Raw genomic sequence first — 15,448 nt, forward strand, 5'->3', positions numbered from 1 at the left:
GGGAGTTATTGGTCCTCGGGTGCATCGTCGGCAGCGGCCCGGCGCAGGGCCAGGTCGATACTTTCGATGTGCACCGTCGGGGCTTGGGAAAAGTTGTCGCGGATGCGGTCGGGGTCGGCCAGGGCGTCGATGGCGAAGCCCAGGCCGTGGCACTGCAGGCACACCGGGCGCAGCATTTTCTCGTTGGGCGCCAGGTTGGCGGACTGGTTGTGCTGGACCTCGTTGTGCACGAAGGTGCCCCAGAAATAATCCTTGTCGACGCGCGGCATATGGCAGCTGGCGCAGCTCACGCCGCTGCCGGGCTCGCCGCTGCCGGCCAGTTCCGCCTGCCACAGGCGGTGGTGGGCCGATTCTTCGTAGGCCAGGGAGTGTTCGTCGGCGTGACAGCCGAGGCAGCTTTGCACCGCGGCCTCGCGAATGTCGTAGCGATGTGCGCCGTGGCAGGACTGGCAGTCAAGTTCGTGGTCTGCCGCCTCCGCGCGCATCGGCAGTCGCGCCTCGCCCGGGGTCATCGGTGCCAGCCGCCTGCCCAGCTTGGCGCTGTCCAGGCGCATGCCGTGGCGCCCGGCGTAGAAGCCCTGCACCTCGCCGGCGTGGCAGCCGGCGCAGGCGGTCTCGTCCGGGTGGTCGGTCCAGGCCGGCTGCGCGTCTTCATTGGCCGCGACAACGTGGCAGGCGTTGCAGCCGACGCCGGAGCGGGCGTGGCCGCTGGCCAGCCAGTCTTCGGCGATGTGCGCGTCTATCTCCACGCCTTCGGGCAGGGCCTGGTCGGCGAGCGCCACGGGCTGGATCGGCCAGTCCGCCAGCGGGTAGTCGGGTAGCATCTCGGCGATCTCCGCGAGATTGGCCTGCAGGGTGCGGGCGGCGAAGTCGGTGGCCGGGCTGTCCGCGTGGCGCAGCAGGAAGTCCTCGTACAGCGCGGTGTTGTCGTGGAAGTTGTGGCAGCCGGCGCTGGTGCAGGTATCGAAGCCCATGCCCTCGTGACTGGGCCGGTCCCCGGCGATGTCCTGGTGGCACAGGTAGCAGGTGTCCGCGGGGATGGTGACGCCCATCGGCGCGGTGAGTTCGGGGCGGTGCTCGACATGGCAGGTCACGCAGTAGCGCGCATCCAGCACTTCGATGCGGTCGGCATTGCGCGGGTCGGTGAACTTGGACTTCGGGTGGTCGTCCTTGGCCGCCTTCAGGGCATCCGCATGGCAGCCCTCGCAGCGCTCCTGCATGGCGTCGCGGTCGGAGAAGGACTCGCCGTGGCAGGCGCTGCACACGGTTTCGATCTGGTGGTGACCGGGGGTGGTGGTGCCGGGCAGGAACACGGTCTTAGCCTCCTCCTCGGTGCCGAACAGGGTGCTCAGCAGCCAGCCGCCGAGCAACACCGTAAGCAGTAGCCAGAGAATCCAGAGGGGAGTGTTCGAGCTTGCCATCGTCGCCCATGCCGCCGCTAGAAGTAGTAAGTCTTGAGTACGTGCGCGGCGAGCAGCGCCGGCAGCGGCCAGGAGAGCAGCACGTGGCTCCACAGCCCGGCCCGGCGCAGGCGCCGCGCCTGCGCGGGAGCCAGGCGGTGCTCGAAGGCGATACTCACGCCGAGCACGCCGCCGGCCAGCAGCAGCGCGATGAAGGTCAGCCCCAGGGCGAAGTTGAGCTGGCTGCCGAGGCGGAAGCCGGTGTGCGCGCCGAGCGCCGCCAGGGCGAGCACGGTGAGCACCACGTGGGCCAGGCGCCACCAGGCGAAATCCCCCAGCTTGCGCAGCCAGCGCAGGCGCTTGCGCAGGGACACCAGCACGCTGAGCGCGCTCAGGCCGACGATAGTGAAGCCGCTGATCTGCTTGAGCAGGCCGTCGCGCCACAGTTCGCCCCAGTCCCAGTCCAGCTGCACGCTCTGCGGGTAGGGGGCGGAGAGCAGCAGGGCCAGGGCGGCGATGACCAGCGCCGGCACGGTAAACGTGGCCAGCGCGCGCCAGCCCTTGCCCGGCGCCAGCGGCCCGCTGTCGCCCAGTAACTGCTGCAGCAGAGGCTTGCAGGAGCCGCAGCCGGAACCGGCCTGGGTGCGCGCGGTGAGGGCGGCGGTTGTCGTCGCCCCGGCGCACACCGCCTCGCGCAACTCGCCCACGGACACCGCGTTGCAGCTGCACACCACGGTGGGCGCCGGCCAGCTGGCGACGTCGTCGGTGGCGGTGTCCGCCAGCAGGTCGCCGCTGCGGCGAAAGCGCCACAGTTGCCAGGGGGATATCCACTTGCGCTGGCGCAGCAGTTCGCGCAGCGCGGGCAGTTGTGTCCAGTCGCCGATGGCGTTGACGCCAACGATGCGCCCGCCCACCAGAGTCAGGCGCCGGTAGTCGTCGCCCGCGCGCCAGCTGACCGTCTGCATGGCCGGCGAGGGTTCGGCCACACCGCTGGCGAACACCGGCAGGCCGACCACCTTGAGGCTGGTGGCGAGCTGGGTGCTGCGATAGCTGGCGGCATCGGCGGTATCTGTGAGGGCGAGGTTGCGCGCGGCAATGGCCGCCTGTTCATAGCCGGGGGCGACCAGGCCGAACACCTCGCCGTTCAGCTCGCAGCATTCGCCGACGGCGTAGATCGCCGGGTCGGAGGTCTGCATCTGCGGGTTGACGGTGATGCCCCGGCCGAAGGCCAGGCCGGCGTCAATCGCCAGGTCCATATTGGGGCGGATGCCGGTGGCTACTACCAAAGTGTCGCAGGGGATCTCGGTGCCGTCGCGCAGGATTACGCCCTCGACCCGGCTGGTGCCCAGCACCTGGCGTACGCTGGTGCCGAGCAGCAGTTCCACGCCGCGCTCGCGCAGGCGCTCGGCGAGGATGCCGCCGGCGGTGGCGTCGAGCTGGCGGGACATGGGGTGCGGGTTGTGGTCGATCAGCGTGACGCGTGTGTTGTGACGGCGCATGCCGTGGGCGGCCTCGACGCCGAGCAGGCCGGCGCCGAGCACCAGGGTGTGTTTGCTCTGTACGCGGCGTGCGGCGAGCTTTTCGGCGTCGGCCATGTCGCGGAAGGTGTACACGCCGGCGAGGGTGTCGCCGACCAGCGCCGGCACGAAGGGCCGCGAGCCGGTGGCCAGGATCAGCCGGCTGTAGGGCTGGCAGTCGCCGCGGGCGTCGCGCACCTGTTGCGCCTCGCGCTCGATGGCGGTGACCCGGCAGCGGCGGAACTCGGTCAGCGGGTCTTCCTGCGCCAGCACGTCGGCGGCCAGCGCCAGTTCGTGGACTTTGTGCTGGCCCGAGAGCAGCCCGGAGAGCTGCACCCGGTTGTAGGGGTCGTGGCGCTCCTCGCCGTACAGGATTACCGGCTGTTCCGGCCGCTGGCGACGCACTTCCCGCAGTGCGCGCACACCGACCGGCCCGGCTCCCACGATAACCACGGGCGCCTGCGCCCGCGCCGCGTTGGCGGTGGCTGGAGTCGCTGAATCTGCTGCCTGCGCCAGAGTCATCCCGCTTCCCTTCGAGCGAGGCACTTTTTTTACGCGCAAAAAAAAGCCCTCCCCCCAAGAGGTGGGGGGAGGGCGCCTTTGCCCGTATTGAAGTACCAAGTTTGCAGAAAATGACGAGCTCGCACTCGCCTGACTGTGTCAAAGCAGGATGCGTGCCACAGATTGACTTTTCTCAATAATCAAGGGGTTAGCGAAAAGCCGCGGGGTCGGCAGCGACCTGCGATGTCTGATCGCGGGGCGTTTGCACCGCCGCGGTGCCACCCGCTGGTGCGTTTCCGGGCGCATCGGGATTTGCCCTGTCATGGTGCAAAATAAAAAATTTACACTAGATATAGTGCTCACCGTTGCCGGCGTGTCGATATGTAGGTATAAATACGGGGCTCACCTTAACAAGCTGCGCGGCGTTTGCGAGGCAGCGAATCTGGCTTTTAAAAGGGGAAAACATTGGAATCAGCGGCCAAGAAAGCTACCGCCGGGCGCGGTAACCACAATAATATCGACCTGCAGAGCGCTTCCCTCGACATCTGGGACAGCAAGTACCGACTCAAGGACAGCCAGGGTGGACCGGTCGATCGCGATATCGACGCCACCTATTCCCGCGTCGCCCGCGCCCTCGCCTCGGTAGAGGACGACGCGGTGCGCCAGGAGTGGGAACAGCGCTTTATCTGGGCCCTGCAGCGCGGCGCCATCCCCGCCGGACGCATCGTTTCCAACGCCGGCGCGCAGGAGCACAAGCCCTCGACCTCCACGATCAACTGCACCGTGTCAGGCACTGTGCCGGATTCCATGGAGGGCATCCTGCAGCGCAACCTCGAGGCCGGCCTGACGCTCAAGGCCGGCTGCGGTATCGGCTACGAATTCTCCACCCTGCGGCCCAAGGGCGCCTTTGTCACCGGCGCCGGCGCCTACACCTCCGGCCCGATGTCCTTCATGGATATCTTCGACAAGATGTGTTTCACCGTCTCCTCCGCCGGCGGCCGCCGCGGCGCGCAGATGGCGACCTTCGATGTGAACCACCCGGACGTGTTCGAGTTCGTGAAAGCCAAGCGCGAGGACGGCCGCCTGCGCCAGTTCAACCTCTCGCTGCTGATCACCGAGGACTTCATTCGCGCCGTGCGCGAGAACGACGAGTGGCCGCTGTCCTTCCCGCTCACCGAGAAAGAATACGCCCGCGCCGAGGCCGACCCGAACATCGAGATCCTGTGGCGCCCGTTCCCGGTCACCGACGGCTACGTGACCGACGCCCAGGGCCAGGTGGCCTGCAAGGTCTACGAGCGCATCCGCGCGGTGAAGCTGTGGAACGCCATCATGAGCTCCACCTACGACTACGCCGAGCCGGGCTTCATCCTCATCGACGAGGTGAACGAGAAGAACAACAACTGGTTCTGCGAGGACGTGCGCGCCACCAACCCCTGCGGCGAGCAGCCCCTGCCGCCCTACGGCAGCTGCCTGCTGGGTTCGGTCAACCTCACCCGCTTCGTGCGCGAGCCGTTCACTGCCGACGCCCACTTCGACTGGGAGGAGTACCGCGAGGTGGTCGCGGTGTTCACCCGCATGCTGGACAACGTGGTGGAGATCAACGGCCTGCCGCTGGAAGAGCAGCGCCGGGAGATCACCAGCAAGCGCCGCCACGGCATGGGCTTCCTCGGCCTCGGTTCGACCATGGCCATGCTGCGCATGAAGTACGGCGAGACCGATTCCCTGGAGTTCACCGAGCGGGTCAGCCGCGAGATGGCCGTGGCCGGCTGGAAGGTGGGCCTGGACCTGGCCCGCGAGAAAGGCCCGGCGCCGATCATGGGCGAGGAGTTCGAGGTCACCGGCGACATGCTGCGCCGCCGCCCGGAAATGGCCGCCGACGGCGTCAAGGTCGGCGACAAGCTGCCCGGGCGCGTGCTGCACGCCAAGTACAGCCGCTACATGCAGGCGCTGGCCAAGGAAGAGCCGGAACTGGTCGAGGCGATCACCCGCGAGGGCGCACGCTTCACCCACCACTCGTCCATCGCGCCTACCGGCACCATCTCGCTGTCCATGGCGAACAACGCGAGCAACGGCATCGAGCCCAGCTTCGCCCACCACTACAGCCGCAACGTGATCCGCCAGGGCAAGAAGAGCAAGGAGAAGGTCGATGTGTTCTCCTACGAACTGCTCGCCTACCGCGAGCTGGTCAACCGGGAGGCCATGCCCTTCACCGACGATCCGGACAAGGCCCTGCCCGAGTACTTCATCGCCGCGGATGCGGTGACCCCGCGGCAGCACGTGGACGTGCAGGCGGCGGCGCAGAAGTGGGTGGACTCGTCTATCTCCAAGACCGTCAACGTGCCCACGGACTTCGCCTACGAGGATTTCAAGGACACCTACCTGTACGCCGCGCAGAGCGGCCTAAAGGGTTGCACCACCTTCCGCTTCAACCCCGAGGTGTTCCAGGGCGTACTGGTGAAGGAAGACGACCTCGAGAACACGCGTTACGTGTTCAAGCTCGAGGACGGCTCCACCGTCGAGTTCAAGGGTAACGACGAAGTCGAGTACGACGGCGAGATGCACACCGCGGCGAACCTGTTCGACGCCCTGAAAGAAGGTTACTACGGAAAATTCTGAGGCCACGTCGCCTCACCGAGGAAATAACATGAGCAAGAAGATCGACCAGAAAATTGTCGGTTTCCAGGTCAAGTCCAAAGAGGAACAGGAGCGGGAAACCGAGAGCAACATCGTGCAGATGCACGAGAAAGTCTCGCGGCCGGAGGCCCTGGACGGCGCCACCTACAAGATCAAGACGCCGCTGTCGGACCACGCCCTGTACGTGACCATCAACGACATCATCCTCAACCCGGGCACCGACCACGAACTGCGCCGGCCCTTCGAGATTTTCATCAACTCGAAGAACATGGATCACTTCCAGTGGATCGTCGCACTCACCCGCGTCGTCTCCGCGGTGTTCCGCAAGGGCGGCGACTGCACCTTCCTGGTGGAGGAACTGAAGGCGGTGTTCGATCCGCAGGGCGGCTACTTCAAGTCCGGCGGGCGCTTCATGCCCTCGCTGGTGGCGGAGATTGGCTGGGTGATCGAGGACCACCTGCAGAACATCGGCCTGCTGGAAATGCCCAGCCTGACCGACCACCAGAAGCAGATTCTCGACGAGAAAAAAGAGCAGTACGCCCAGCGCACCGGTGACGACGGCGCCGGCGGTGAGTTCCCGGCCACCGCCAGCCTGTGCCGCAAGTGCAGCGTGAAGGCGGCGATCCTCATGGACGGCTGCCTGACCTGCCTCAACTGCGGGGATTCCAAGTGCGGCTGAGCCGCGGCTGACAGGCGCTTACCCGCAACGGCCGCGCTGGCAACAGCGCGGCCGTTTTCGTTTCAGTCCCGGGCCGTTTGCGGCGCGTTGCAATAGCGGTGCTCCGGGTCTTTCTCGGGTAGCACCGTGGTCGGCACGCCCTCGGCCCCGGCGTAGAACACGATAACCTCCACCGGGCCGTCCAGTGCGCGGCCGCGGTGCACGGTGCGCATCACCTCCACCGTTGACGTTCCCGGCTCGAACACGATCTTCGCACCGTCGATGGTCTCCACTTCCAGCCGGCCCGCGAGGATGTAGCCGAAGGTGGGCACCGGGTGGCAGTGGAAGGTCGAGAGCTGGCCCGGCTCCAGGGTGAGGCGCACCGAGGTGATCTCGGCCTGGCCCGGCGGGTAGGTCAGCGGCATGCCCTCCCAGGTCTGCCCGCTGCGCAGCAGTTCCTCGGTGGCGGCGCCGCATACCGCGCTGGCGGCGAGCAGGACGAGCGTGATTAACATGCGCATCAAGGGGTGTCCTCCGGGGTCAGTCGACCTGCAGGCGAATTGCCGGTACCACCAGCAGGGTGGCCAGCGCCAGTCCGCCGAAGGTCCAGAAAATGCCGGTGTAGCTGCCGGTGAGGTCGAAGATCAAACCGAACAGCGGAGGCGTGGAGAGCATGGCGACGAGGATGACCCCGGAGAGCATACCCATGGCCTTGCCCACCACCCGCTGGCCAAACACCCGCGGTGCGAGGTAGCTCTCCATCGGTACCATCAGGCCGCCGAACAGGCCGGTGAGCGCGACGCCCAGGGCGATTACCCAGTAGCCGTTCTCCGCCTGGGTGAGGCAGATCATGCCTGAGGCGAAGCCGCCCAGGGCCAGGTTCATCAGCAGCTTGGGTCCCATGCGGTCGGACATCGCGGCGAAGCTGAGCTTGGCCAGAAAACTGCAGCCGGCGAACACCGAGATCAGCGGCGCGGCGCGGGCCACGTCGATGCCAGTGTCCATTACCATCGGCGCCAGGTTGGTGATCATGCCCTTCATGCCCGCGGTGACCACGGCCACGGTGCCGGCGATCATCCAGAACGCCGGGTTGGCCAGCACCTGGCGCGGGGAGACCGGTGCCCGGGCCATTTCCGCCTGGGCCATGGCCGGCGCCTCGGCTGCGCCGTCCGGGTGCAGGCCGCGCTGGGACGGGTGGTTGACCACCATGGCCGCGGCCGCGGCGGTCAGCCCGGCGAGGATCAGTCCCAGCCACTGGTAGGCTTCGCGCCAGGGGAAATGATTGAGCAGGGCCTGGATGACCAGCGGGAAACAGAAACCGCCGGCGGAGATGCCGGCTACCGCGAAACCCACCGCGCGACCGCGACGCTCGGCGAACCAGCGCGAGAGCAGCACAGTGACCGCCAGCGGCCCGGTGAGCAGGTTGGCCGGCGCCATCAGTACGCCGAACACCAGCAATACCTGGTTGAAGGTCGTGCACAGCGAGAGCGTGGCGTAGCCGGCGCCGAGCATCAGGCCGCCGGCGAGCATGGCGTGGCGCAGCGAGATCTTGTCGAGCAGGGTGCCGAGGAACGGCGCGAGCACAGCGCAGGTGCCGGAGAGCACCGTCATGGACAGCATCAGCACGGTACGCGTGGGCTGGAACTCCTCCGCCAGCGGTACCGCGACCAGCGAATAGGTGGCGGCGATCATGCCGGTGGCAGCCAACATCATGAAACTGGCGAGAATCTGGCGCCAGCCGACGGCAAAGCTTACAGCCATGGAAATACTCCGATTGTTATTCTTGTTGCAGCCCGGTCCAGCACTGGCTGCTGTCCCCCGCGGTTATGATACAGCCTGTGCGCGCTGCGGGCAGCCGGAATGTCTCCGGCGGTGGTTCGCAGCAGCGCTTCCGGGGGCTACTTCACAACTTCGCCTCCGGACGCTTATTTGCAACTGTGCCTCCGTACGCGTTGTTACAACTGTGCCTCCGGCACGATCCAGGACAGCACGCGGGTGGAAAAGCGCTTCCACCAGGTCGTGTCCGGTTCCTTGTACACCACGCGCTCCACCCCCGATTCCCGGGTCAGCCACTGCAGCTTGCCGGCGTCGTCCAGTTGCACCCGGTAGGCCACCTGCAGTGCCCAGTCGTCGAAGTCCGCGGCCATGGCCGACGCTTGCAGCGGGCTGAGGAAATAGGCGCCGAGTTCCGTATTGAGCGCTACGGAACGTCCGTCCAGGTTGAACGAGCCGACAAACACGTAGGTGGCGTCGAAGACAAAGAACTTGGCGTGCAGGCTGGAGCGCGAGGCGCCGATGCGGGTGCGCTCGCCGCCGTCCAGGCGCTCCTGGGAGGCGCGGAATTCGTAGAGCTCGACGCCGCCGCGCACCAGGTCGTCGCGGTAGCGCATGTAGCCGGCGTGGACCAGGCTGACGTCGTTGGCCTGCAGCGAGTTGGTGAGGATGCGCACGCGCACGCCGCGCGCGACCATGTCCGTCAGGTAGCGGGTGAACTGCTTGCCGGGTACAAAATAGGGCGAGACGATGATCAGGTCGTGGCGGGTCAGGTCCAGGCCCTGCCGGAGCTTTGGCGCCAGATGGGTCTCGTCGCCGACCTCGCTCGCGGTCACCTTGTCCGGCTGGTCGTAAGCCAGCAGCCAGTCCGACCAGACAAAGTCCAACTCGGCCAGCGAACTCACCTGGGCCAGCCGGAACTGGGTCAGCACCCCGGCGTACTCGGACTGCTGCGCCTGTTCGAGATTGCGCGCCGCGGCGGCGCGCAGTGCCTCCAGGTCCTGGGCGGTGACCGGCTGCGGCCAGTCGAAGGCGTCGATGGGGTAGGCCCAGCGGCTGTTCCAGTACAGGTCGAACTGGGCGGAGATCTCCTGCACGATGGGGCCGACGGCGAGGGCGTCCATGTCGCCGAAGCCCATCTCGGTCCCCGCCTGGAAATACTCGTCGCCGATATTGCGCCCGCCGAACACGCTCACCTGGTTGTCGGCGGTGAGGGTCTTGTTGTGCATGCGGCGGTTGATGCGCGCGGTATCGGCGACGAAGTCCTCAGCGCGGGCACTGCGGTTGGCGAAGGGGTTGAACAGGCGCACGGAAAAATTCGGGTGGCTGTCGAGCACGCGCAGCAGGTGGTCCTTGCCGGCGGTGTCGAGGTCGTCGAGTAGCAGGCGCACGCGCACCCCGCGGTCCGCGGCGGCCAGCAACTGCCCGGCCAGCACGTTGCCGGTGAGGTCCTTGTGCCAGATGTAGTACTGCACATCCAGCGAGCGCTCGGCCCCGGCGATCATGCGCAGTCGCGCGAGGAAGGCGTTTTCGCCGTCGGGCAGTGTCTTGAAGCCGGACTGCTGCGGGTGGCTCTCCAGCATGCCGCGGACAGTGCGGCCGAAGGTGGTATCCGCGTCGGCACTGATGGCGTGGCTGGTGTCGCGTCCCTCCAGCACCGGCAGTGAACTGCAGGCCGCCAGACCCAGGATCAGGCACAAGTTCAGCACCAGCAGTGCCAGGCGGGCTGGTAGCGCGAAACATTGTGGGGCGGCGGGCGCCTGTGGCATGGCTTGGCTCCGGGGTTGAGTAAGCAGCATAGCGGACGCGGCTAGCTGCTGCTCAATACATCCACCAGTTTCAGCAGTTCCGCCGCGATCGGTTTTTGCGTGTGGATCGCCTGCTCGAAGGGCGTGTGCGTAATACGGTCGTTGCACACACCGAGCATCACACCGCTGGCGCCGCCGACCAGCGCCTCCACCGCGGCGTTACCCAGGCGCGAGGCCAACAGGCGGTCCGCCGCAGTGGGCGCGCCGCCGCGCTGCACGTGGCCCAGCTTGGACACGCGGATGTCCAGGGCCGGCAGTTCCTCGCCGACGCGGGCGGCAATCACCTCGGCGTCGCCCAGGGCGCCGCCCTCGGCGACGATCACGATAAACGAGGTTTTGTCGTGATCGCGCCCGCGGTTCAGGGCGGCGATCAACTGTTCGATGGACGTCGCCGTCTCCGGCACCATGACGAACTCGGCGCCACCGCCGATGCCGCAGTGGATGGCGATATGCCCGGCGTGGTGGCCCATGACCTCGATGAAAAACACGCGGTCGTGGGAGTTGGCGGTGTCGCGCACCTTGTCGATGGCATCCAGCGCGGTGTTGATGGCGGTGTCGAAGCCGATGGTGAAGTCCGAGCCGTACAGGTCGTTGTCGATGGTGGCGGGCGCACCGACGATGGGGATGCCGTGCTCGCGGCTGAACACTTCGGCGCCGGTGAAGGTGCCGTCGCCGCCGATCGCCACCAGGCCCTCGATGCCCCACTGCTGCAGGTGTGCCCAGGCGCGGGCGCGGCCCTCGGCGGTGGCGAACTCCGGCGAGCGCGCGGTTTTCAACAGGGTGCCGCCGCGTTGCAGCATGTTGCTGACCGCGGCCGGGTCCAGGGCGCGGATGTCACCGGCGATCATGCCCCGGTAGCCGTGGCGAATGCCGAATACCTCGAGTCCATCGGCGCAGGCGGTTTTCACCACCGCGCGCAGGCACGCGTTCATGCCCGGCGCATCGCCACCCGAGGTAAACACTCCGATTCTTTTCATAACAACACTACCAACACGTCCAGGGAGAGGCGCGCCCGGGCGCCGCGGTGACAGGGGCGGGTTTCAGGATTGCTCCTGGAACACCTCCACACCCTCGGGGATCTGGAACCACGCTTGCTTCTGGCTCACCCAGATATGCGCGGTGGGCTCGATGATGCTGGTGTCGTCCAACGTGGCCGGCTTGAGTTTGATGCGCCCCGGGTCGGCGGGGTTGAAGTGGTAGATACGGTTGCCGCAGGTGGGGCAGAACTTCGCCGCGTTGATGTTGCCGCTGTCGGAACTGCGTTCCCAGTGCGCGAGCTCGCCCTGGAACTCGATGGCGTCAGTCTCCACCAGGGCGGTAATGGAAAAGGCGCTGGTGGAGAGTTTCTGGCACTCGCGGCAGTGACAGGCGATCACCTTCATCGGCGGCTTGAGCAACTGGTAGGTGACGCCGCCGCACTGGCAGGCCCCTCGCATCGGGTAGGTCATGGGAACGGGTTTCCTTACGTTACATTGGCAACAACAGGCTAGTTCGGGAACAACAGGTTACTTCGGGAACAACAGTACCAGCACCAGGCGCAGGGAGAAATCCTCCGGGCCGTTGGGCGCGCTCTGTGCCCAGTAACGGCCGAACGCGCCGAACTGGATCGCCTGCGTGCCGATGCGCGTCACCTTGGATACACCCACCTGTACCGGCACGCTCCAGCGCTCGGATTCCCAGTCATAGGTGGACTCCGTCTGCAGCACGTAGCTGTAGCCGGTGGGCGTGGTGAAGGTGAGGAACGGCTGCAGGAAGGTGGCGTTGACGTCGCCGCGGTCGTCGTCACCGGCGAAGGACCACAGGTGGTTGGCAAGGCCGCCGTAGGTCCAGCCGCCGCTTTGCTTGAGGGCCACGGCGGTGGGGCCGGCGCCCCACTGGTCAGCGCCGAGCAGTTTGTCGGTAGCGGTGGGCAGCAGCATGACCGGCCCGGCGCCCCAGATCCAGCCGCTGTCAGTGGGCGCCTTGGGCGAGAAGAACACGCTCTGTACGGTGTCGCCGAGGCCCGACTGGCTGCCCGCACCTGGGGCGATGTCGTCCTGCCAGACCAGCGGCAGGATGGTGCGCGAGATCAGGTTCCAGTCCTCGTTCATGGACACGGGGATGACCGGCTGTACATTCAGCGTCACCCGCTCGCCGTCGTTCTCCGGCCCGATATTCGAGTCGAAATTGAGCTGGAACGGCACGCTGATCAGCGCGGCGATGGGATTGGCCAGCTGCTTGGCGAGGTCTTCCTGGCTCTGTGCCGTGGCGAGCGCGGCGGGCAGTGACAGCAGCAGGGCCAGTGCCAGGGGCAGTAGCGCTCGCTGGCGGCGGATGCGGGGCTTGGCCATTGTCTCCTCCTCCGTGGATGGATCTGTGGCTACTTCGTGGATGGATCTGTGGCGGCGTCCGGTGTTGGCGAGCCTCCTACGGCGTGTTTCACGCTTTCCAGCAACGGGTAGTCCGTGGCCAGGGAGGTACCGGGGGGGAAGTCACTGTGGAAGCCCTGGGCATCGGCATCCTCGAAGTCACTGTACACCACGGTGTCCTCCTTGATCGTCGCCTTGACCCGTAGGGAGTCCAGTTGTTCCGGGTCGATGGCGGTGGGGTCGTCCGAGAGCACGACGAAGTCCGCCAGCTTGCCGACTTCGATAGAGCCCTTGTCGTGTTCCTCGAAGTGCTGCCAGGCGGGCCACAGGGTCATGGCTTTCAGGGCGGTCATCACGTCTACACGGTGCGCGGGGCCGAGGATGTCGCCGGAGCGTGTGCGCCGGGTGACCGTGGCGTCGAGCACGCGCATGCTGTCCGGCAGGGCGACCGGGGCGTCGTGGTGGGTGCCGAACATCATGCCGCGCTGCATCAGCCAGCCGGTGGGGGAGATGTTGTCTGCATTGACCGGGCCGACCGTGTGCTCGCGGTGCCAGTCGCCCCAGTAGAAGGTGTGCATGGGGAACAGGGAGGGGAACACGCCCAGGCGCCGGTAGGCGTCGACGTGGTCCTCGCGGGTGAACTGGCCGTGGATGATCACCGGCCGGCGGTCGGCCATGCCGTACTTGTCGGTGGCCGCCTGCAGCGCGGCGATGAGCATGTCCGCCGCGCCCTCGCCGTTGGCGTGGGTGAGCAATTGCACACCGTTGACGTAGGCCCAATCCACCGCGTCGACGACCTGTTCCATGCTGGCGGCGGCATAGCCGTGATAACCCGGCGCATAGTCGCCCACCGGCGCGTAGTAGGGGCGGTCGCGCAATGCGGTGAAGCCCTGCGGCGAGCCGTCGATGGTCAGCTTGGCGCCGCCGATACGCACGCGGTTGCGGTAGCTGCCGGAGACATGCTTGAGAATCCCCTCGCGGTCGATAAGCACATCCGGGTAGACCACCAGGTCGATGGCGAGCAGTTGTTGTTCGCCGGCGGCGAGGGCGGCGTTCATGATGCCCGGTACGGCGCGGCCCTCCTGCGCCGTGGTGTAGCCGTAGCTGGCCCACAGGCCGCTGCCGGCTTTGGCAAAGGCCAGCAGACCCTCCTCGCCGAGGCCGCCGAGTAGCGCAGGTCCGTTGCCGAAGAAGGCGTTCTCCTCGAGCACACCGTTGGGTGCGCCGTCGGCATCGCGGCGGATGACGCCCCCGGCCGGGTCGGCGGAGCTGGCATCCAGCCCCATCTTCTCCAGCCCGCGGGAGTTGACCGAGGCGAGGTGGCCGGACTGGTGGATGATCAGCACGGGCACGTCGGTGGACACGCGGTCCAGGTCCTCGCGGGTGGGGTGGCGCACTTCGGCCAGCTGGGATTGGTCGTAGCCAAAGCCGATGATCAGGTCGATCTTGTCGATGATGTCCGCGTGGCCGTCGGCCCAGGTTTGCAGGGTGCTGACCAGGCTGTCGATGTCGCGCACCTCGCCGTCCGGCGGGGACAGCAGGTTGGCGGACAGCGCCTGCAGCCCGCCGAGGATGACATGGCCGTGGCTGTCGACGAAGCCGGGCAGCATCGTCATGCCGCCGAGGTCGAAGTCGAGGGTGTCTGCACCGCGAAAACGCGCCATTTCCGCGCGGTCGCCGACCGCCACGATGCGTCCTGAACGCACCGCAACCGCCTCGGCGCGCGGCGCGTTGTCGTCGATGGTGAGGATGGTGCCGCCGCTGTAGATGGTGTCCGCGGGTTTTGTCTTTGCCGTGCGCGGGAGGTTTGTCTCCGGGCGGCTGGCGCTGTCGTCAGCCACTGTTGCGGCGTCCGCAGCGGGACTTTCCTGCGCGACCTTGCCCTCGTCCGATGGGGTGTCGTGGCAGCCGCCGAGCAGCAAGGCGAAAGTGACGATGAATGCTGGCGCAAAGCGCGTGGTCCGGTAGCCTCGCATGGAGTCCCCCCTGGTGTGGACTGGGTTTCATAAGCGGTCGGCGCCGCTCAGGTCCACGCCAAGTATAGCCGGGTCTGGCGACCAGGCAGTGACGTATGTCAGGGGATAGACGCGGGCCTCAGGGCGGCTCGCTTCGCGGCTCGTCGGCGCGCAGCCAGTAGACCAGGGCGTAGACCACCGGGGTGTCGCAGATGGCGATGCCGACCTTGAACATCCAGTAGCCGAGGGTCATGGCGATGAACTCCGACAGCGCCATGCGCTCCTCGGCAAACAGCCAGAAGGCGATGCCGTTGAACACCAGCGAGTCGAGCAGCTGCGAGCCGACGGTGGAGAGGTTGTTGCGCAGCCACAGGTGGCGCCCGCCGGTGCGCCGCCGCCAGAACTCGAAGGCCCAGACGTCGTGGCTCTGGGCGACCAGGTAGGCGGCCAGGGAGGCGACCACGATCAGTGGTACGGCGCCGAGCACCGTGCTGAAGGCGGCCTGGTCCTGGTAGTAGGGGGAGGGCGGCAGCGCCACCGCCAGCTGCGACATGCCCAGCACCAGTACGTTGGCGCCGAAGCCCAGCCAGACCACCAGCTGGGCGCGGCGGCGGCCGAAGATCTCGCCGACCACGTCGGTCACCGGGAAGGTCAGCCAGTAGGCCATGATGCCGCCGGAGATGGTCAGGCCAGCGAAGCTCCACAACTTGGCGCTGACCACGTTGATGAAGCTCATGCAGGCGATGAACATGGTCAGCAGGATGATGAACTTCAGCTCGCGGCGCGGTAGTTCGCGATGCTCGGGCAGGTGGCTGGCGTCGTGGGCGTCGGTGTTCGGGGTGTGAGTGTTCACG

Annotated in this window: 12 protein-coding genes; 2 read left to right on the forward strand and 10 right to left on the reverse strand. The window is 66.9% G+C overall.

Going from position 1 to position 15,448, the window contains the following annotated elements; genetic code table 11:
• Positions 1-5: 5 nt before the first annotated feature.
• A complete protein-coding gene (locus E4634_RS16765; protein ID WP_135445810.1) occupies positions 6-1,421 on the reverse strand; it encodes a cytochrome c3 family protein in 1,416 nt (471 codons plus the stop codon).
• A 17-nt stretch (positions 1,422-1,438) separates the two neighbouring features.
• On the reverse strand, positions 1,439-3,439 hold the full coding sequence (locus E4634_RS16770; protein ID WP_135445811.1) for an FAD-dependent oxidoreductase: 2,001 nt from the start codon (positions 3,437-3,439) through the stop codon (positions 1,439-1,441).
• A 444-nt stretch (positions 3,440-3,883) separates the two neighbouring features.
• Between E4634_RS16770 and E4634_RS16775 the strand changes: the two genes are divergently transcribed.
• Both E4634_RS16775 and E4634_RS16780 read left to right on the forward strand, forming a co-directional pair.
• Positions 3,884-6,034 carry an adenosylcobalamin-dependent ribonucleoside-diphosphate reductase gene (locus tag E4634_RS16775; protein ID WP_135445812.1) on the forward strand — a complete coding sequence of 717 codons (2,151 nt, stop codon included), beginning with the start codon at positions 3,884-3,886 and terminating at the stop codon, positions 6,032-6,034.
• Positions 6,035-6,062: 28 nt separating this feature from the next.
• On the forward strand, positions 6,063-6,731 hold the full coding sequence (locus E4634_RS16780; RefSeq protein ID WP_135445813.1) for a TSCPD domain-containing protein: 669 nt from the start codon (positions 6,063-6,065) through the stop codon (positions 6,729-6,731).
• Between the two features lie 62 nt (positions 6,732-6,793).
• Here the strand turns inward: E4634_RS16780 and E4634_RS16785 are convergent, their stop codons facing one another.
• The 8 genes from E4634_RS16785 to E4634_RS16820 all read right to left on the reverse strand — a co-directional run bounded on the left by E4634_RS16785 (position 6,794) and on the right by E4634_RS16820 (position 15,447).
• A complete protein-coding gene (locus E4634_RS16785) occupies positions 6,794-7,231 on the reverse strand; it encodes a cupin domain-containing protein (RefSeq protein ID WP_135445814.1) in 438 nt (145 codons plus the stop codon).
• 19 nt (positions 7,232-7,250) lie between these two features.
• Positions 7,251-8,471 (reverse strand): MFS transporter, encoded by a 1,221-nt coding sequence (locus E4634_RS16790; protein ID WP_135445815.1) that lies wholly within the window; start codon positions 8,469-8,471, stop codon positions 7,251-7,253.
• Between the two features lie 194 nt (positions 8,472-8,665).
• Complete coding sequence (locus E4634_RS16795; protein WP_167854952.1) at positions 8,666-10,252, reverse strand: phospholipase D family protein; 1,587 nt, start codon at positions 10,250-10,252, stop codon at positions 8,666-8,668.
• A gap of 41 nt (positions 10,253-10,293) precedes the next feature.
• Positions 10,294-11,268: a 6-phosphofructokinase gene (pfkA, locus tag E4634_RS16800; protein ID WP_135445817.1), complete on the reverse strand. Its 975-nt coding sequence runs from the start codon at positions 11,266-11,268 to the stop codon at positions 10,294-10,296.
• Between the two features lie 63 nt (positions 11,269-11,331).
• The gene (locus E4634_RS16805) at positions 11,332-11,739 is read right to left on the reverse strand and encodes a GFA family protein (protein ID WP_135445818.1); all 408 of its coding nucleotides are present in this window, start codon (positions 11,737-11,739) and stop codon (positions 11,332-11,334) included.
• Positions 11,740-11,796: 57 nt separating this feature from the next.
• Positions 11,797-12,621 carry a transporter gene (locus tag E4634_RS16810; RefSeq protein ID WP_135445819.1) on the reverse strand — a complete coding sequence of 275 codons (825 nt, stop codon included), beginning with the start codon at positions 12,619-12,621 and terminating at the stop codon, positions 11,797-11,799.
• A 29-nt stretch (positions 12,622-12,650) separates the two neighbouring features.
• Positions 12,651-14,615, reverse strand: coding sequence for an amidohydrolase (locus E4634_RS16815; RefSeq protein WP_135445820.1), 1,965 nt, complete (start codon positions 14,613-14,615; stop codon positions 12,651-12,653).
• 118 nt (positions 14,616-14,733) lie between these two features.
• Complete coding sequence (locus tag E4634_RS16820; protein ID WP_135445821.1) at positions 14,734-15,447, reverse strand: queuosine precursor transporter; 714 nt, start codon at positions 15,445-15,447, stop codon at positions 14,734-14,736.
• Position 15,448 lies beyond the last annotated feature (1 nt).

Origin of the sequence: Mangrovimicrobium sediminis, assembly GCF_004745945.1 — a bacterium.
Lineage (GTDB): Bacteria > Pseudomonadota > Gammaproteobacteria > Pseudomonadales > Halieaceae > Mangrovimicrobium > Mangrovimicrobium sediminis.

Coding starts and splice junctions, on each gene's coding strand:
- E4634_RS16770 (WP_135445811.1), bottom strand. CDS start 3,439: ATGACTCTGGCGCAGGCAGCAGATTCAGCGACTCCAGCCACCGCCAAC.
- pfkA (WP_135445817.1), bottom strand. CDS start 11,268: ATGAAAAGAATCGGAGTGTTTACCTCGGGTGGCGATGCGCCGGGCATG.
- E4634_RS16790 (WP_135445815.1), bottom strand. CDS start 8,471: ATGGCTGTAAGCTTTGCCGTCGGCTGGCGCCAGATTCTCGCCAGTTTC.
- E4634_RS16780 (WP_135445813.1), top strand. CDS start 6,063: ATGAGCAAGAAGATCGACCAGAAAATTGTCGGTTTCCAGGTCAAGTCC.
- E4634_RS16765 (WP_135445810.1), bottom strand. CDS start 1,421: ATGGCAAGCTCGAACACTCCCCTCTGGATTCTCTGGCTACTGCTTACG.
- E4634_RS16805 (WP_135445818.1), bottom strand. CDS start 11,739: ATGACCTACCCGATGCGAGGGGCCTGCCAGTGCGGCGGCGTCACCTAC.
- E4634_RS16795 (WP_167854952.1), bottom strand. CDS start 10,252: ATGCCACAGGCGCCCGCCGCCCCACAATGTTTCGCGCTACCAGCCCGC.
- E4634_RS16815 (WP_135445820.1), bottom strand. CDS start 14,615: ATGCGAGGCTACCGGACCACGCGCTTTGCGCCAGCATTCATCGTCACT.
- E4634_RS16785 (WP_135445814.1), bottom strand. CDS start 7,231: ATGCGCATGTTAATCACGCTCGTCCTGCTCGCCGCCAGCGCGGTATGC.
- E4634_RS16810 (WP_135445819.1), bottom strand. CDS start 12,621: ATGGCCAAGCCCCGCATCCGCCGCCAGCGAGCGCTACTGCCCCTGGCA.